Consider the following 18,630-nt stretch of genomic DNA (forward strand, 5'->3'; position numbering starts at 1 on the left):
AAATGTTCTCATATCGGCATATCTGAATAACATACAACTTACCCACAGCCCACTTCAATTCCAGAGAGGCACTACCTCTCGAATTATCATCAGAAAAAAACCAGATAACAGACCATTACCAATAGCCAAGAACCAGGTTTAATCTTTGCAGTAACTGAGCTATTCTGACAAATGTGCCGGCATTAGTAACCCCTGATTTCTGCGGACCGGGGACACCGGAATTGGGGGATTGCGTAAGGAATCAATATTTGTTTCGTCCGGCGCCGATTTTCCGAATGTCTCAGATATGGCCGGCAAGAGCCGCTTGATCCTAAAAAATTTGAATGCCTGTCTGTATTGGTTTTTGATTGACAGTATTCGCTGGATATCATTTTCAATCAAAGAAGATTGCAAAATCTATCATAAATATGTCTTTCGTGCAAGCACATGGTAGAGGAGATGCAGAGGTTAATGGTTTAATATATTTTCCCTGATATTAGCGTGAAAAAAATTATCAATTCCAAAGCTTTAAACTAAATAATAATGAAAACATATAACTCTGGCAGAAGTAGAAATTACTCCAAAAATATTGCGTATTTAATATTGATCTTAATCTGCTGTTCTTGTGCAAGATATCAAACACAATATTCTGATGAAGGGAAAAATTGGGCAAAAGACAAACCATCTCCTAGTTTGATTTTAAAGCATACGATGTATTTGGTGGGAGATGCAGGAAATTCTATTTATCCTGATACGGTTGCAGTTTTGAAATATTTAAAAGGTTGGCTGGCAACGGAAACAATAAATTCTTCTATAATCTTTTTGGGGGACAATATTTACCCGCACGGAATACCGCCTGAGAATAAAGCTATCACCCGAAAAGTCGCAGAGTATCGCTTAAATACCCAATTAGATATTTTATCTAAGTTCGCTGGATACCCTATTTTCACTCCCGGGAATCATGACTGGGCCCATGACTTTAATGGAATAAGGAGGCAAGGGAACTTAATTCAAGAGCATCTAGACTCAATTAGAGGAAAGGAAGATAAAAGGCATTATTTTTTACCATTTAATGGCAGTGCTGGTCCAGAATTAAGAAGGCTAAGCAAGGATCTCGTTATTATAATTATCGACTCCCAGCTACTGATAACCGATTGGAAAAAAAATGGCGAAAATTTTATGTCTCAATTCAAAGACCTTATCAGGAGTTCTATGTCCAGTAATATTGTTGTTGCTATGCATCATCCGCCTTACACTTATGGTCCGCATGGGGGCAAAGCGAAAATACCTGGAAGACAATTAGCTACACTTATCCTACGTCAGGATATGAAAAACAGGCATTACAGACATTACAAAGAAGCAATATTATCAGCAACCAAGGATAATAAGAGATGTATCTTCGTAAGCGGTCATGAGCATACGTTGCAATATCTTGAAATGGAACACCATTCATTTATTGTGAGTGGAAGCGGCTCAAAAACAAGTCCGGTTGGTTTGGGTAAAGAGTCATTATTCGCATCTGCTTCGGTAGGTTACAGCAAATTGTCCTTTTTTGAAGGAGGTGAAACCTGGGTTACCTTCTATGAAGTAGCAAAAGACGGAAAAAGCGCGGCTGAAATTTTTCAAAAAAAGATAAAGAATTAGATGACTCAACTGTTACGTCAGCGCAAACACATCAGCTACCAAACTATTTTCCTTTACCTTACGGCCTGGGGAAGCAGAATCATATACGATCATGATGGAATCAGGTTCGCTGCCGCCATTTGAGGAGAACAGTGTCATACCTTCCGCGTGATCGTCGCCTTTTCCAAAAGGAACATCCAATACTTTTTGTAGCACCTCGCTGAAATCAACACTTTCGTTTCCCGCATTAACTCCGCCAACCCATCTAAAAATCGCAACCGGACCATCCAAATCCATTGTTGGCCCTGCCAAGATAAGCAGATCAGCTCCCTGTACGCAAATGTCCCGGATACCTAAACCATCCAGGGGCAAAACATGTTTGTTGTAACTTGTCAAGGTCAATACTGGTCCTGCACCTTGATCTGTCTCGTCTAACGCTAATTCCAGAATAATTGCCCAACCACGCAGAACCGGGCCTCGCAGCCCTACAAATACCTTGTCACCGGCAACCGCCAGGCCTTCAATGTCGAAACCATTGTCCTTCCCCGGGATATCCATAAACATTTTGAGAAGAGGATCTCTTCTTAATGCTTCGGTAAGTTTGTTATCTTCCATATCACCTTCCAATTGCCTGGCAACACGTATCATTTTACCATCCTCCTCCACTGTTTTTTTAAGCACGTAGGTTTCATTTTCCCTTACCACTGGAATCTTCGCAATCAGAAAACGATTGCCTTTTCTGGTCACTTCAAGCAACTTTTCCAACCTCTCCTCATTCGTCTCCCGATCTTTACGATCTGCTTTTTCACGTTTTGCACTATGGGAGCCTACCAGCCATAGGTAGCCGTCCTTACAATCGAGTCCTTCAATATCTATTTCTTCCGGTTTTCCTTCTTCATTTGAGACAATTGGAAGCGTTAAATATTCCGACAACGGAAACTGCATATGCTCGCCGAAGTGATAATTCCCCTGACCGTCTCTGTTCTGAAATGAGAGGCGCTCCAAGCTTACAGTTTCATCATTGGTAACCCATAGTGTATTTTCGATCTGAACGGAAACAGACAACCCGTCGGTAAGTCGTTTTTTTTTGAAAATCTTATTCTTCGTCGGGTCAAATTCCAGAATAGACAGGCTCATATTTTCCATAATTTTTTATGATAATTGAGGGTTTCAATTGAATTGATACGAAAGAAATATTTTACACCAAATGTATTAATTTGAGGTTCGGGTGTTTATAGCAAAAAATAAGTATCGGAAAATTGTTGGCATGAATGTTTGAAAAGATACATATCAAAACAAACTGGTCTGTTAATTGTAGAACCGATCCTTAAAAATATACTCCCGACTGGAATATATTTTTGATTCACTTCACCATTTTATTCTTTCTAAAATCTTCCGACGGAGCAGGTTTGTTAATGAAATACGAGTACAAACGGTTAGATTTAAATCTGACAGTGTTTTTTGTCCTAATCACGGCGGAATCAAAATGAAAATAGACGTCATTTCCGGTTGTATCCACATAGATCGTGTTTTTACTCAACGGTGTAACGGGGTTCGTATTTGGTTTACTCCTTGAACTTCGGACAGGCTCCCGAAAAATGATCTCAAAACTATTCGAGGGGAAAAATCTTGGCATCAGCGCCAGTGACAAGTCTGTCGATTTCAAGTCAAACCCGTCCGGAACCTCTACCGAAACCGATTCAACGGATAGAATACGTTCAGTAATTTTCAATTCCCAAATGTGCTTTTCAGGATTCTTAGAAGTGGTCTCAAAGGATATTTCCTGCCGTTCTTCATCGTAGGTCCCAAATCTTATCTGATTAATACGTGCAATGTTTAGCGTATCATCACCGCCCGGTAACAGATCAAACCTAAGCCGCGATTTGTTGTAAAATTTTTGTGTCCTGTCTTTCAAGTAATTGATCACTATCGCTTCCTTTCTTTTCGCAGACAAAAACATAAACTCCGCTTCAATTACACTAACCGAATCCGTACTAAGCTCATAGCAATCACACGGCTGATTAATGCCATTTTCGTTTGTTTTGCAGATGGTTTTGATAAAAAGCAGAAAAGTGGAATCTATCGTTGTCGCATTGAATAAATTCAGGCGGTTTTGATCCATCGAGACAGGATCATACGCGATGCGACAAGATGAAAACAAAATGCTGATTCCGATTAAAATTATGATGTTCTTCATTGTTGCCCAATTCTTGCTTGCTGAAAATAGAGTAACGGCCCTGCCGCTATGGTGCCGTCATACGTGACAAGATGGAGTGTGTAATAGCTCTTGCTATGGATCGTATGCTGCACATCGGACCAGGGATAATTGTAGATAACACCGGTAAGTCCCCAATGTTTGGCGATATTACCCACATTCAGCTGAAAATTGGATTTATTATAAAAGTTCTCTTTCTCATCCTTGTAAAACACATAGCTGCTGCCCAATTTATTGCTGATTTCGTACGAACTCGGGCTGTATCCTGTAAACTTATTATAACTTAATTCCACAATATTCACATCCCATTTTAAGTCTCCATGAAAGGCAACGAAGCCGGTTCCTGTGTAGTACCGGTCAAATAAATCTCCAAATGGCGGCCTAAAAAACGGTCCGTCGTTCGCGTAGTTCACCTGCACACGGTCGAAATGTAAATTTGCGAATCCCACCCGCTGCATTTTGTTCTTCTGCCGGGTATGGAAAATAACTATGTTTCCACCAAAAGATGCAGACCAGCGAAAAGGGTTCTGAAGTGACGGAAGACTCTGATTATTGAAATAATATAACGGATAACTTCTCCTGTCGGGCCCGTACCGGCTTTCCTTTCGCAGGCGCTGCGCCCACCCTGCTGTTGCCGTATAGGATATGACCGATTCCAAATCCAGCCATTTACCACCGCTCCTCCCCGGCTTGGAACTTCCAATCCCACCACTATATACGCTCAACTCAGCATTTAGTGAGGGATATATCCATTTCCCTGCGAGAACGCCGACACCGGCAGTGACTCCCAGACGGAAATATAGCTTCTCAAGTTTAGACCATTCAAGGGAACCCTTTAAGCCGTACCCGTATTGCACTGCATACGGACTATGAAAATACTCCACCCGATCCTGCCCTAGTAGTGTTGGTGAGTAAAACAAAAAACTAACTACCAGGAATAAACTCGCCGGGGCATGATAGAGAAGGATTACATTTCGGTACATATTTTAAAAAGATAGAGGTTTATCTAGACTTCTAATTCAATACCGCGAGACCATCAAATGGGAGTTAAAATTTACGCCTTTAAATTCTATTTGTTTCTACCAATTACTAAATTTCGATTCACCGGAGATAATTTTTCCGGCTGTTTTTAAAATTCACCCATTTTAAAGATGACTGTGTCTATCTGGATAATTTGGAGCGACTGAACGCCCGAATTCGAAAAATTGTATTCATTTCAGTGAACTGACCAGATCAAGTATTTGACTTGTGCCAAATTAAATTCCTCCCAAAATAACAGTTGCCGGTCAACCTGCTACGGAAGATGTTGGTCACCCCTCACGTATTTAGAATTTGAAAAGATGTTTGACTGAAATGTATTCACCACAATCTTGATTCAGAGCCAGAGTTTCCCCGGATTTGTCGCCCTCATAACGGTGGGACATATTGACCCGTGCCGACCGGCAAAGGCAGGATATTCCGGCCCCGCTGTCTCTGTGATGTAGGTGCTCATGAGTATATTGACCCGTGATGAACAATAACAGAATCGCAAATATTTAAGCACAGATAAAAATGGTCCTGATCTTAATAACCTCACATGACCGCATGATGAAGCATCCGGTAACAATCCTCGGTTCCAAGCACCTTATTTAGTCTGTTGAGATAGGAGTTGCATGATGATCGGCCTCGCAATCTCATAGGGTTGTCCCATACCAACGGTGTTACCAGTCCAGGCCTTCACAATTTTCCTGTTTTGGTCTACGATATAAGTCGTAGGATATCCGTCAAAAACAAATTTCCCAGCAATATTTCCCGAGTTAGCGACAATATCGAATAGAAATTTTCCGGAATTGAGATATAACGCTTTTAAATCTTCTTCTGCATCGGTAGCAAATCCTATAAATACCACCTCTTTATTTTGAAATTCGTTCCGCAATTTATTTAAAGACGGCATTTCAGAAACACAGGGAGCGCACCCTTTGAACCAAAAGTTTATCACTAGAATTTTCCCACGCAAATTCGAGTCGCTGTATCGTTTTCCATTAATCGTAGTAAAATCCAAGCTCGGAATCGTTTTTCCGTGAACACAGTCCGCCCACTCATTCCAGGCATTTCGCAAAGCTATATTGGAACGGCTAGACAATGAATTCAAACCCAGCTTCCTGGAGATATCATTTGCGTAAATTTTCCTTTGCGTCTCATACAGCTTCGAACCACATGTTTCTATCGTCGCGCGTTGTGCATGGGCGACCACCGGGCTAAGAGCAATTATCAAACGTATCATGTATTTCATGACCAGAACAAATTTATCGATGAGCGAACTATCGGCTTAGCCAACAGGTGAGTATCCAGAAACGGCAGGTAGTTCCAACGTAAGGCAATGTACGATTTTGATTCTTCCGGTACACTTTTTGTACATAAACCTTAATCAGGCAATTGGCGACAATGTTTACGTTTGTTGTTGTCCGTTTGCAGGAAAGGAATCACCGTTCTTCCAACGCTTGTGGCACGCCACAGAATACCGAATCAGCTATCCAGTTCTAACGTTATCCCATTGCACCATGTATTCTTTAACAGTTTTGCTGGCATATGCCATTTGCACGGGTGTCGGCAATGATGCCTGGCAAACAACCCAAAGCAAATTCACCGCGGTTGCCGATCGCACTTCCAATAAAAAACATGCCGGATACTTCTTCTCTCTGCGGAATGTACCCCTCTCCCAGGAGCAATACATTTTCTCTGCAGATCCGCTAAAAAAAGGGGTTTATCTTCAGGGCGGCAAAAGTGTGACGTTGGGCCACACGATGACTGTCAAGACTTCGAAAGGTTTTGATATGTACTTTTCCGGATCGGAATACAATGTTGTTCTCGCAATCAGGGAGGCAAGACAAGTTGATGAGGAGACAATTACGTACAAGGGCACGCTATCCGTTCAGCATGGCTCGGAAAAGCAGCGATTCGCTGTTCATGGGTTTCAGTACAGGTAAAGCCAAGGGTCAGCGCCGCCTTGAGTAATCTATTCATGTTCGATATTTTCATTGTTTTTTGATGTGCATGATTAAGCGTTGCGTTTTCTTTCACCCAGCCATTTCACCATCGCCGGATCACGGTGATCGAAGAAACTGCTGGTATGGGTATCCAATGTTTTAATCGCGTCCATATCCTCGGCAGTTAGCTGAAAATCGAAGATGTCCAAGTTTTCTGCCATCCGCACTTTACGCACTGATTTTGGGATCGCCACAACCCCGCGCTGCGTCAGCCATCGCACGACGACCTGTGCGATCGATTTGTTATATTTCTGGCCAATCGACTGTAACAGCTCATTGTGGAACAAACCGTTTTTCTCTTCCGCAAACGGGCCCCAGGACTCGATCTGAACATTGTTTTCTTCCAGGAATTTCTGGGTTTCCGTTTGCTGATGAAAAGGATGGGTTCGATCTGGTTCACAGCAGGATCTCTTAGCCTTGCCGCAATGCACCTTTACAATTGGCACAAACACACCCTGTTTGAATAAATCAGTCTTCCTAGCTTTGTTTCATCAACAAAACAAAATCAGCTATGCGAAAAATTATTGTTCCCACCTTTTTGACAATGGACGGTGTACTGCAGGCACCAGGTGGGCCCGAAGAAGACCGTTCGAATGGATTTAAATGGGGTGGCTGGCAATTTCCTTTCTGGGGCGAGCAGATGAGCCATGACCCTGGCAAGATCATGTCCATGCCCTTTGACCTCTTGCTTGGCCGCCGTACCTATGAAATATTTGCAGCGCACTGGCCGAATCAAAATGACGACATCGGTGAAATCCTCAACCGTGTCAACAAATATGTGGTCGCTACAACACCCATTGATTTATCATGGAAAAATTCGACCCTGATCGATAAGGATGTGGTTAACGAGTTGAAAAAGTTAAAGGGACAGGACGGCCCTGACCTGATGGTGTGGGGCAGCAGTCGTTTGCTGCAAACCTTACTGTCCAATCACCTCGTAGACATACTGCATACCTGGACATACCCTATCACACTCGGTGAGGGAAAAAAACTCTTTGAAGAAGGCACACAGGCGCAACAATGGAAAGTGACGGCTACCGAGGTCTCGCCCAAGGGTGTGATTTTCACGAGCTATGTTCCCGATGGTGAGGTAAAGTGTGGCTCGTTTGTACCGGACAAAGTAAGTGAAGCCGAGTTGGCGCGCCGGGAAAAATGGAGTCGGGAGTAAACAGTCACGAGTTCTATGTACATTATTATTTCTTCCACCATATTCAACATTTAAATGAATGGCTACGCAAAAAATTATTCCGCATTTATGGTTTGATAAGGAAGCCAAAGAAGCCGCAGCGTTTTATGCTTCGGTGTTCCCCGAATCAAAGGTTACCGACATAACTACGCTCGAAAATACACCGTCCGGTGACACCGATGTGGTAACTTTTGAACTCTGGAATCAAAAGTTTATGGCCATCAGCGCAGGGCCTTTCTTTAAGTTTAATCCTGCCGTATCGTTCATGGTGAACTTTGATCCGCTGCGATTCGGCCCGGCCGCAACACGGGAAAAAAATGCAAGGGAGAAAATTGATATGATTTGGAACAAGCTCGCCGAAGGTGGCACCGTGCTTATGCCTATTGACAAATACCCCTTTAGCGAGCGCTACGGCTGGATACAGGACAAGTACGGCGTTTCGTGGCAGTTGATCCTTACAAATCCCGAAGGCGAACCGAGACCACCGATAGTACCATCTCTTCTGTTTGTGGGAGACAACTGCGGCAAGGCAGAGGATGCGATCAATTTCTATCGCTCGGTATTTAAGAACTCGAAACTCGGCGGAATATATCATTATGGTAAAGACCAGCTCCCAGATAAAGAAGGGACGGTTATGTTTGCAGATTTTATGCTTGAGGAGACCTGGTTTGCCGCAATGGACAGCGCACATCAACACCACTTCGATTTCAATGAAGCTATTTCCTTTCTTGTAAACTGCGCAGACCAGAACGAGATAGATTACTACTGGGAAAAATTATCAGCCGTTCCCCAGGCCGAACAGTGCGGATGGCTCAAAGATCAGTATGGTCTGTCCTGGCAGATCTCGCCTGCTGTGATGGAAGAAATGATGAGTAATGGCACCCGCGAGCAAATTAACCGGATTACACAAGCTTTTCTGCCCATGAAGAAGCTGGATATCGCTCAATTGCAAGAGGCATACGAAGGGAAGTAAAAATCCAGGTCTGGAGATCGTCCCGGAACAAACGTTGTGCAATGCGGCCTTTGCCGACGCGTGTCGTTAGGGACGATACCAATGAAAAAACATTCTGGACTTTCACCCGGGTAAGATATGAGGCTCAATCCAGGTCATAGCTCCCGTCCTGACCGTGCGACGATGACTACGGTGAGCATCGCCTCGATCCATCTTAACAGCCAGGAACCTAAGCTTCCCCGGGATCGAGGAGCCTTAAAACGGTTTCGGAAAAACATCGCTTTCAGGCAAAACCATTCTTCCATTTCTGCGCGATGGACATGGCCGTTTCAAGCATGTATGGAGCCCAGTTTTCAACTTCCCAGGCAGTGTTATGCAAATCGGAGGAGACCAGCATTCTTCTTGCTTCGCTTACACTTCCAGCCGTTTCCAGGATGCGCGATAATTGGACTTGTTGCCGGTATAAATCGGAATCTTCCAATGGAATGGCATTCGCACACCCTCCTAATGGTGCGAATGTATGTGCCGGTATTTGAAGAAAATTAGATGCAAGCGGTTTGATAATGCGATCCATACGAAGAAAATCAGATTGAAAAGCCGCCTGGCTTGCATGGCTGTCAAGGGCAGTACCCATCTGTTCCAACACCACGAATTTCGTATTGGGACATTCCGGAATTGCTTTACCCAAAAATTCAAACACCGCTTCCGGAACAGATTCATCATGCGTGTCCCGCCTCACGGGCTTGCCCGGGATTACCACAGTATTGTCCCAGCTACCGCCTGAAATATGGATTTCCCTGACCCTGTTCAGCGGATACAGCTTCATTATATCCTCGAAAGCAATGTCGAAGTTATGAACCTGGCAGTAAATGTTATGAAGGTCCAGAATGATGAAGCCATTTACGCTTTCTACCAGCTCATTCAGGAAATCCCCGTGTTTCCTGACTTCATCGATCGAATACGAAAAAGCCAGATTTTCCAGTCCGACCGGACAGTGACATGCATCCTGGATCCGTCGCAGGCGGTCTTTTCCCAGCGCTAGCGTCCGGGAAGAGAGGGGAATGCCGATAGGGGCACCTTTGTGGAAATCTTCTCCGGTCATGAAACCGAAATGCTCGGTAATGTGATCAAACCGAAATTGGTTAGATAACTTTTCGAGCCTGCTAAGCCATTCCTGCTGTTCGGGCAACCATCTTCCAGAAAACAAGGAAAAATAAACGCCGTGACCTATCAGTCGGTTATGGTGGCTGAACTCGCTCACCAGATCAGTAAACCAGCCCGGGATTTCGTTGAACCTGAAAAGTGTGTCAAAAGACCACTCAATGGCCTCCACCTTTTCCTGCTCAAATAATGGTAAGGACGCCTGTAAAATATGGGCGTCCAGATTACAGGCGATTGACGAGTAGATTTCAGACATAGGTGCAGGCTCAACCCATCCCGCAAGCAGGGCAGCTATCCATCGTTTTGGTTTTGCTCGTTTTTTCGCCGTTCGGGCCCACAGAATTGTCTGTGCAAGCAGTGGCAAGCGCAGTGACGGTAACCGCAATCGCGACTGCCTGCAATACTGATTTTGAGATTTTCATAATACTATCCGTTAAGGTGAATTAGAATACATGGGAAAGATGTAATTCCCATACATTTGGTTGTAACCGCCGATGACTAAATTCCTCAAAAACAAAAAGTCCCGCGGATAGGTCTGACGCACTTAAAATGTATTTATTTAAACAGGATCACTTTCCGAATAATCATACCCGGAACCTTCGGCTTCCATTCCGACGTATTTGCCGACGGCAACTATCTTAATTTTCCAACCTGGTTGTAAATCCAGTGAGTCTAAGGAGTATGAGCAATTCCACCGACTCAGTAATTGACCACCACCCTGATCCCTTTAACATTGCCTGAAGCGTAGTCACGATTTAAAAAAAATACCGGCTAATCTTATCGCAAGATCAATAAAAAGGCAAATTAACTTTCCCGAGTCGACATTACAGGAAAATTTTCTTCTGGATCAGAAAAATTCAGTAATTTTTATTTTTGAGTGTGTGCGCACACATTTTGTGTATACATTTGTTCACCTCCCTGATACTTGATGATAATCGATTGGGAATGAAACGGCGTCACGACCAGCTTTCATTCCTGGAGGGATTTCTATGTCAACACAAAACCATATCCCCATGAAGTAAAACAACGAAAGCAACACAAGAAAGTTTGGTCCCGCTTGTCCAGTACCCTCTGAGGGTTTCACCGCACTACTCACTTAGAAAACTTCTACGGGCATTATGCCCATCAAATTTAATGTTCCTGAAATGAAAGATCAATACAAACAGTTTCTGCAGCTCTCACTGCTTGCAGCGGTTTCGCTGACCGGAAGCTTACAGGCTTCACTGGCAGCTGTACACGGCGGGAATGCAAAAGGGGCGCTAAAAAGTACTTCGAAACGGCTCGATTATACCGTAACCGGAAAAGTTGTTTCCAACGACAAGGAAGATCTTCCCGGGGTCAGCATAGTCGAAAAAGGGACCAACAAGGGGACCACGACCGGTTTAGACGGAACGTTCAGCATCAACCTGACAACTCCCGGCACCACGCTCATTTTCAGCTTCATAGGCTACGCCAGCAAAGAAGTAATTATAGACGGTCCCACGAATCTGAATGTAGTCCTGGAATCCGACGCAAAAGGTTTGGATGAGGTGGTAGTGGTAGGTTATTCTGCCAAAAAAGTGCGCTATTTATCAAGCGCAGTATCTACGATCAGCAGCAAGAAACTCCGGGATGTAACGTCCAACGAACTTCCAAACCTGTTGCAGGGAAAGGCTCCGGGCGTGGTTGTTTCTACCGGCTCGGGGGATCCTACCAGCGCTGCAAGGGTTGTGATCCGTGGATCCGGTACGCTTTCAGCGGGAAGTTCACCTTTGTACGTGGTCGATGGTAATATCGACGGTACCTATAACCCGGTGGATGTGGAGAGTGTTACCGTCCTGAAAGACGTTGCCGCGACTGGGTTGTACGGTTCACGCGCCGCAAATGGAGTGATCATCGTCAATACTAAAATGGGGAAAGCCGGCAAAACGGAAATCAATGTGAACAACACATTTGGATTTGCGGAGGCTACAATGGGCAAGTTCCGGATGATGAATGCGCAGGAATTGTACGATTTTCAGAGCACTTTCTATCCGAGAGATCAGTCTGTTTTACAACGTAACACCAACTGGTGGAACGAGGCTTTCCGCACTGCATTTGTCAATAATCATAACGTTTCGCTTTCGGGAGGTTCGGACAAAACTACTTTTTATGTTTCCGGCAATTATTATAAAGAGCAGGGAACGGTTGTTGAAAATGATAAGACAGGATACAACTTTCGGACCAACCTCAAATCGCAACTGACCAAAAGGCTGACGGGCGCGGTGCTTTTCAATGCGCAGTACACCAGAGATAACTATCAAAACAGCAATACGTTGTATGATGCCTATGTGAACCTGCCTTTTGATCCCGCATACGAAAATGGGGAACCGACGGACGGTCGCTCCTACCCTAACTGGCTAGGCCGGGACCGCGAAAACTTCCTACACTCGATCCAGTACAACTTCGCCAATGCAAAGAGCCTGAGAACCAGCCTCGACGTTAACCTGGATTACGATCTGACAGACAAAATCACGTTATCGAGCTATAATCGGGCAGTATTTGGAAACGGATCCGGTGCCACTTATTATGACCGGCGCACCAAACAGGGAGGCGCTAATGGCGGCGAACTTTATAATAATAACAGCAACAATTACCGTTTGCTGACTTCCAATCGCGTGCGTTATTCCGAGGAATTTGGAAAGCACAGCCTGACGGTGTTGGGCGTGGCCGAAGCGGAGACCTCTTTTAATGCATACAATACCGTTTCCGGAAAAGGTCTGCCGGCAGGACAGGATGTGTTGTCGGTCGCAACGGATATTCTGGTTTCGCCCACGGGTTACAGCGAGCAAGTTGCGTTTCGTAAGTTTCTCGGCCAGGCTGATTACAATTACGATAACCGCTATTTCTTGGTGGGATCGCTGGTAAATGAATTCTCTTCTCTGTTTGGCAAGAACAATTCAAGTGCCAATTTCTATCAATTCGGCGCTTCCTGGGTGCTTAGCAATGAAAATTTCCTGAAAAACAATAAGGTTCTGACTTTCGCGAAACTGCGTTTAAGCCACGGAATTGTCGGAAATGCTTCCATACCGAACTTTGCCTCATTGGGACTTTATACGATTTCACAAGATGCCAGCTACGCAGGAATTCCAGGTGCTTCCCCTTTTCAAAAAGGAAATCCTGACCTTACCTGGGAAAAGATCAAATCCTCAAACGTGGGTATCGATGTCAGCCTGTGGGGCCGCGTAGACCTTGCAGTGGATATTTACAACAAGAAATCGGAAGACCTGCTTTATCAAAAACCGCTGACAGCCACGACGGGTTACAGCTACGTTTGGGTAAACGCCGGGTCCGTGCGGAACAAGGGCATTGAATTCAGTGTGACTTCAAATAACCTGACTGGCAAGCAGCTGACCTGGGAAACTAATTTGAACATGGCTTTCAACCGCAATAAAATCCTTGAACTGAGTGGTGGCGCGGCGACTTTCCGTCCCGGTAACCGTCTGCCGCTGGCAGCAGGACACGACATGGGCGAATTCAATCTACCGATCTGGGCAGGCGTAAATCCCGAAAACGGCGATCCGCAATGGGAGAAGGTGGTTACAGACGCCAGTGGCAATGTTACAAAAGAGCTGACCAATTCATACAGTTCTGTTCAAACGGCACAGTCACGTCAGTTTACCGGTAAGTCTACCAATCCCACATTCACCGGAGGAATCACCAACACATTGTCTTACAAAGGGTTTACATTCTCCGCGTTCTTTAATTTTGTGTCCGGCAACTGGGTGTATAACGAAAGCCGCTTCTACTTCGATAACGACGGTCTGTACGAAAGCTACAACAACATGGTGCTGCCAAAAGAATGGTCGCGCTGGGAAAAGCCGGGGGATATTGCAACGCATCCAAAGCCGATCGTAGGCGGTAACAAAGATTCTAATCAATCTTCCTCACGCTACCTGGAAGATGGCAGTTTTATACGTTTGCGTAACGTTCGCCTGGGCTACGACATCCCGGTTGCCGCAGTTAAACGCATTGGATTCTCCCGCGCAAACATTTTCGTAAGTGCGGATAACCTATGGACAGGTACCAAATTTACCGGTCCGGATCCTGAGTCGTCCATGTCTTTTGAAGATACGCCAGGTCTTTCCAGTATCAAATATCCGATCAGCCGCAAGCTGCTTTTTGGTATCAATTTCACATTGTAATATTTCAGAGATATGAAATTCATAAAATCAAAATTAGTATTGGCACTCGGATTGGTATCCATGCTTTCATGTGAGCAATATTTCGATCCGACTACCTCCATTGACGAAACTACTGCGCTGGCCAACGAATCGGATGTACAGACTGTGACAATCGGCACATATGCTTTTTTGAATAAAGCCAATTATACGTACAGCGGTCATGTTATGATGGAGTACCCTAGTGACGAGATCGCGCAGGGGCAGATTTCATCCAACGACTTCACCCGGATTTACCGGTACACCCATATCAACACCTCTACGCATGCAACGGCCTATTGGAGCCAGTGCTACAAGGTGATTGCCGCAACCAATAAGGTAATCGGTTTTGTGTCAAACGACGCCTCGGTCGAGCTGCGCCAGCTGAAAGGGGAAAATATGTACCTGCGCGCGATGGCCCACTTCAATATGGTCAGAATGTTTGGAAGGCCATATCCTCAGAAAAATGGAGAAAATCCCGGTGTGCCTATTTTGCGTGACGGGCTTGATGACAATGCTGTCACTGCTTTGCCACGATCGACGGTAAAAGAAGTGTATGATTTTGTGATTGCCGACCTTTTGCAGGCCGCAGATCTGATGACCGTGAAGAAATCAAATATTTACGCCTCCAAAGAGGTTGCCTATGCATTGCTCGCCAAGGTCTACTTATTCAAAGGTGATAACGCAAATGCATTGAAATATGCCAACATGGTCATCGAAAGCGGGCGGTACACCTTGCTGTCGTCTTCCAATTTCCCCAACTATTTCAGGCTTGTCCCCGAAAACAATACGGAAACAATTTTCGCGGTTCGCCATACCAGCGTTCAGATTGCCGGGATCAGCACCATGTATATCAGCTCCGACAGATCAGGCGCTCCGCTGGCGCAGGGCGTAAGCGGATGGGCCGAATTGTACGCTTCTCAAAAGTATGTCGACTTACTTGGCCAGCACCCGGAAGATTTAAGGAAATCCTTTGTTACCCCTTATGTTCTGAATGGAGTGTTGCAGACCAACAAAAAGCTGACGCCTGCCACGCCAATGTACTATATCAACAAGTATACCCTGCAGGACAATGTGATCAATGCGTCTTCCCCTGTATATCTCCGTCTGGCTGATATACACCTGGTCAGGGCAGAGGCAAATGCAAAACTCGGAAAGGTTGCCGACGCGCTGGCCGATGTGAACCTGATTCGTACCCGGGCCGGGCTGTCGGGAACAGCTTTATATACCACAGCCAGCATGGCGGCCGCTGGTAAGACGATTCTGGATGTAGTGCTGGAAGAACGTTTCCTGGAATTGGCATTTGAAGGACATCGTGTTTACGATTTGTTCCGTAACGAACGTCCAATGGTGCGCAACTATCCGGGAACTCACTCGCAAAACAACACTCCTACTACGGATATACGTCAGACTGTGTTGCCAACCGACCCCAGGGTGGTGTTCTTTATTCCGCAAACAGAAATAGACCAAAACAAGAATCTGACTCAAAATCCATAGTGACAGCACATGCTACTTGAGTATTATGCGGACAGCGGACAGGTTTCCTGTCTGCTGTCCTGGATTTGACTATTTCCTAACACGAAATAAATTGGCGAATCCGCCGCCCCATATAGACACCGATGAAACAAAACATCATTTCACGCTAATACACATTTTACCGCTACCTCTCTGCCAGAGACATTCTTCCTGTAAACACGGCATGTCTGCAAATAAACATCCCCAAAAGCAAATTGTACGATGATCTTGAGAGGAAAAGGCATCGTAAAATCCTGTTCCCTGCGCGAGGCATAATATCAAAATGGCCTGCGCTAAAAGTGCAGGCCGTTTTACACCACCAAAATGCTTATCAGGCAAATAACTGCCAGTCATAAGTAAGATGGTACTCGCCACCGTGGCCTTTGAAGCGCAGGATCTGCTCGGGACTGTCGGTTCTGCCGTTCCAGCGGGTCGAAAGCGACGGGATGGAGATCGATACGCTAAGCGGGGTAAACACATCGTCATTCCAGATGTCGATGATCAGCGTGCAAATGCGGTCAACCACATATCCGATCACGCGCGCCAGTACCGCGCCCATTACCGCGCCGAAAACCAGTCCTGCGTCCTCGATCGCTTTTTTCACTTTTGCTTTCACCAGGTCGAACAGCTTGTTGATGAACTCCGGAAAACCGCCCATATCCGCTTCTGACAACACGAGCGTCACAATGTAGCTTTTCGGGAATGTGTTGCCTTCCGTCAGGTTGAAGAACGTAAACTGGCGGGGCGGGTTATAGGTGGTAACCTCACCATCGTCGAAGCTACTGTTAACCCGGAACTTGAAGATTTTCCCGGTATCGCCCGTTTCATCCACGCTCGTTCCGCCAAGGTCTATCTCGTCGTCGCCGGCGCGTTCCTGCAACCAGTTGCCGGTTTCGTCCACGCATTTCACGCGGTGGATCCGCAAGGCGAGCTTGCTGGTAACGGGTGTTGCCGAGGCGCTGACGGCCTCCACGGCGAACACGTTATTGATATTCGCGATTTCGGCTGGTGTGAATTTCAGCGCCGGGGGGAAAGCAATGGCTTTTACCTGGCTGTCGATGGATGTGGCGGTATCGAGCTTGATGCCCGCCAGATCGCCGAAACGTCTGCTTCTCAGGTTGCTGGCGGAGGCAATGCTGGCCGATGCTTTCGCCGATGCTTTTTGTTTGGCTGCGGCCGGCAGTGTTTCAAAACGCGATTTGAGCACGTTTTCGAACGAATCGGCATCCGCTGAAATGGGATACCTGGCTTTCTGAGTAAAATTGACCGCTACTTTTTCGGCAGCCAGTTCCACTTCGCGTATGATACGCGTTGCGATTTTGAGGAGTTTGGGATCGTTCAACTCCATCACCTGCGACATTTTGATTTCAGACATGGCCTTTAAGGTTTAATTGTGAAACAGAATGGTTGAAATGCCGTTACCGACGATTCAAAGTTCCGCATTAAATGCCCTGGCCGTACCCGCCAAATGTGGTGGTATTGTTCCTACATGCTGCCTCACAGGTAGCGCAGCATCCGTGCACGCCGGAACCCGACCGCATAAAGCAGCTGCGCGATGATATTCAGCACATTGCCCGTGAGGTAGAGCTGTACGTAGAGTTTAAAATCAGTGTCGTAAATCTTTTCCCCAGCCATAAAAAACAGCAATGCGAGCAAATGGGCGACTATTAACCCACAGCAAAACCAGAAATAGGGGATTTTGTAAATGGAAACCCTGTGATCACGGCGGACCATGTAGCCGAGCAGCATCAGCGGCAGTATGGAAGCAAAAAAACCGTCGAGCGTGGGGGTAAGCACACCGGTAACATTGTAGCCCGTGATCCAGATGTAATCAATCACCGCGAAAACGGCGAACAATGCAGCCGCCCGCCTTATCCATGTACCGAACGCCGGTGCGGCAATGGCCTCGCTGAAAAACCAGCCCAGCAAAATGAAATCGTTCAGATACGAGAGAATGCCCAGGAAGTTGGTGTCCCCTATCCCCCATCTCGTGAGGAAAGGCATCCAGAAATCGGTCTGGTGGTTTACCGACCAGATAAACGCCTGTTCGAGCAAATTGGCCAGGATCGCGACGATGAGGTAGCAGAAAAATATCCGGGCCGGCCGGTTGAGTCGCTTGTAATGCACCAGCGCCACGATGACCGGAAGGAACATCGCGGCGACCGTAACCTGCCCGAACTGAATGAAAAGCTTGTTGTAAAATTCCTCTTCCGGACTCATAGGGTATGGCTTAGGATGAAGAAGGGACTTTAACGCCTTTTGTAGCAGAACCGTTGAAAATACTACCTTTGAAAAAATCGATATACAAAACGATGTTTGCCCCCACCTTGCAGAGCGTGTAAAAATAGGCGCTGGTGAAAGGGGCCCGTTTCAATTCATTCAGCCGGCAAACAAATGTAACCCGGTCATAATTCGCTGCAAAACTGTCGCTAATGGCAATGGCGCGGAGATCGGTCACTTCCAGGTTTCCCGACAATGGAAGCGGCTTCTTGGTAAGGATGAGCCTTCTTTTGGTATAACTGTGCTCAAATTCAACCAGGGCAGGATCAGTGATGTTTTTAACAGCTACTTCCAGGCAATTGAACCCCGCATCCAATGCATTTTCCAGCTCTTCTTTCGGGATACGGATAACTTTCGGAGTAGTGCCGTTCCAATAGGTCAGCACTTCCCAGTCTTTCTTCATTTTTTCACGGATTTGCGCTTCAAATCGCGCAAGTTGCGGGTTCTCCGCCATGGCAACTTCCGTTATTTTCGGGCCGACAATATGTTTCTTGCTCATGTTTGAGGTGTTTATG

15 protein-coding genes are annotated in these 18,630 nt (G+C 45.8%); 6 read left to right on the forward strand and 9 right to left on the reverse strand.

What is annotated here, in order from left to right; translation table 11 throughout:
* The first annotated feature begins 522 nt into the window (after positions 1-522).
* Positions 523-1,623 carry a metallophosphoesterase gene (locus BP71_RS36685; RefSeq protein WP_496386688.1) on the forward strand — a complete coding sequence of 367 codons (1,101 nt, stop codon included), beginning with the start codon at positions 523-525 and terminating at the stop codon, positions 1,621-1,623.
* 12 nt (positions 1,624-1,635) lie between these two features.
* On the opposite strand, the gene BP71_RS36690 is transcribed toward BP71_RS36685, so the two are convergent.
* From BP71_RS36690 to BP71_RS36700, 3 genes are all read right to left on the reverse strand, one after another.
* The gene (locus BP71_RS36690) at positions 1,636-2,748 is read right to left on the reverse strand and encodes a DUF3616 domain-containing protein (protein ID WP_496386690.1); all 1,113 of its coding nucleotides are present in this window, start codon (positions 2,746-2,748) and stop codon (positions 1,636-1,638) included.
* A 1,047-nt stretch (positions 2,749-3,795) separates the two neighbouring features.
* A complete protein-coding gene (locus BP71_RS36695) occupies positions 3,796-4,800 on the reverse strand; it encodes a polymorphic toxin type 23 domain-containing protein (protein ID WP_496386692.1) in 1,005 nt (334 codons plus the stop codon).
* Between the two features lie 641 nt (positions 4,801-5,441).
* Positions 5,442-6,089 carry a TlpA family protein disulfide reductase gene (locus tag BP71_RS36700; RefSeq protein WP_496386694.1) on the reverse strand — a complete coding sequence of 216 codons (648 nt, stop codon included), beginning with the start codon at positions 6,087-6,089 and terminating at the stop codon, positions 5,442-5,444.
* Between the two features lie 268 nt (positions 6,090-6,357).
* Here BP71_RS36700 and BP71_RS36705 point away from each other — a divergent pair, with 268 nt between their 5' ends.
* Positions 6,358-6,783, forward strand: coding sequence for a hypothetical protein (locus tag BP71_RS36705; RefSeq protein ID WP_496386696.1), 426 nt, complete (start codon positions 6,358-6,360; stop codon positions 6,781-6,783).
* A gap of 71 nt (positions 6,784-6,854) precedes the next feature.
* Here BP71_RS36705 and BP71_RS36710 read toward each other — a convergent pair whose 3' ends face one another.
* Entirely contained in the window at positions 6,855-7,289 is a 435-nt protein-coding gene (locus BP71_RS36710) for an aldo/keto reductase (RefSeq protein WP_496386698.1), read from the reverse strand.
* Positions 7,290-7,354: 65 nt separating this feature from the next.
* Here BP71_RS36710 and BP71_RS36715 point away from each other — a divergent pair, with 65 nt between their 5' ends.
* Both BP71_RS36715 and BP71_RS36720 read left to right on the forward strand, forming a co-directional pair.
* Positions 7,355-8,011 (forward strand): dihydrofolate reductase family protein, encoded by a 657-nt coding sequence (locus BP71_RS36715; protein ID WP_496386700.1) that lies wholly within the window; start codon positions 7,355-7,357, stop codon positions 8,009-8,011.
* 58 nt (positions 8,012-8,069) lie between these two features.
* Positions 8,070-9,002 carry a VOC family protein gene (locus BP71_RS36720; RefSeq protein ID WP_496386702.1) on the forward strand — a complete coding sequence of 311 codons (933 nt, stop codon included), beginning with the start codon at positions 8,070-8,072 and terminating at the stop codon, positions 9,000-9,002.
* 262 nt (positions 9,003-9,264) lie between these two features.
* On the opposite strand, the gene BP71_RS36725 is transcribed toward BP71_RS36720, so the two are convergent.
* Together BP71_RS36725 and BP71_RS36730 are read right to left on the reverse strand one after the other, a co-directional pair.
* Positions 9,265-10,398 carry a multinuclear nonheme iron-dependent oxidase gene (locus BP71_RS36725; protein ID WP_496386704.1) on the reverse strand — a complete coding sequence of 378 codons (1,134 nt, stop codon included), beginning with the start codon at positions 10,396-10,398 and terminating at the stop codon, positions 9,265-9,267.
* Between the two features lie 10 nt (positions 10,399-10,408).
* Positions 10,409-10,564, reverse strand: a complete 156-nt coding sequence (locus BP71_RS36730; RefSeq protein ID WP_496386706.1) for a chryseobasin-related MNIO class RiPP peptide — start codon at positions 10,562-10,564, stop codon at positions 10,409-10,411.
* Positions 10,565-11,287: 723 nt separating this feature from the next.
* On the opposite strand from BP71_RS36730, the gene BP71_RS36735 reads away from it, so the two are divergent.
* Both BP71_RS36735 and BP71_RS36740 read left to right on the forward strand, forming a co-directional pair.
* Positions 11,288-14,305 carry a SusC/RagA family TonB-linked outer membrane protein gene (locus BP71_RS36735; RefSeq protein WP_496386708.1) on the forward strand — a complete coding sequence of 1,006 codons (3,018 nt, stop codon included), beginning with the start codon at positions 11,288-11,290 and terminating at the stop codon, positions 14,303-14,305.
* Positions 14,306-14,317: 12 nt separating this feature from the next.
* Positions 14,318-15,817, forward strand: a complete 1,500-nt coding sequence (locus BP71_RS36740; RefSeq protein ID WP_496386710.1) for a RagB/SusD family nutrient uptake outer membrane protein — start codon at positions 14,318-14,320, stop codon at positions 15,815-15,817.
* A gap of 349 nt (positions 15,818-16,166) precedes the next feature.
* Here BP71_RS36740 and BP71_RS36745 read toward each other — a convergent pair whose 3' ends face one another.
* From BP71_RS36745 to BP71_RS36755, 3 genes are all read right to left on the reverse strand, one after another.
* The gene (locus tag BP71_RS36745) at positions 16,167-17,210 is read right to left on the reverse strand and encodes a hypothetical protein (protein WP_496386712.1); all 1,044 of its coding nucleotides are present in this window, start codon (positions 17,208-17,210) and stop codon (positions 16,167-16,169) included.
* Between the two features lie 122 nt (positions 17,211-17,332).
* Positions 17,333-18,055: a hypothetical protein gene (locus BP71_RS36750; RefSeq protein ID WP_496386714.1), complete on the reverse strand. Its 723-nt coding sequence runs from the start codon at positions 18,053-18,055 to the stop codon at positions 17,333-17,335.
* Between the two features lie 10 nt (positions 18,056-18,065).
* Entirely contained in the window at positions 18,066-18,614 is a 549-nt protein-coding gene (locus BP71_RS36755; RefSeq protein ID WP_496386716.1) for a hypothetical protein, read from the reverse strand.
* Positions 18,615-18,630 lie beyond the last annotated feature (16 nt).

The sequence above is a fragment of the Dyadobacter ginsengisoli DSM 21015 genome (assembly GCF_059568735.1).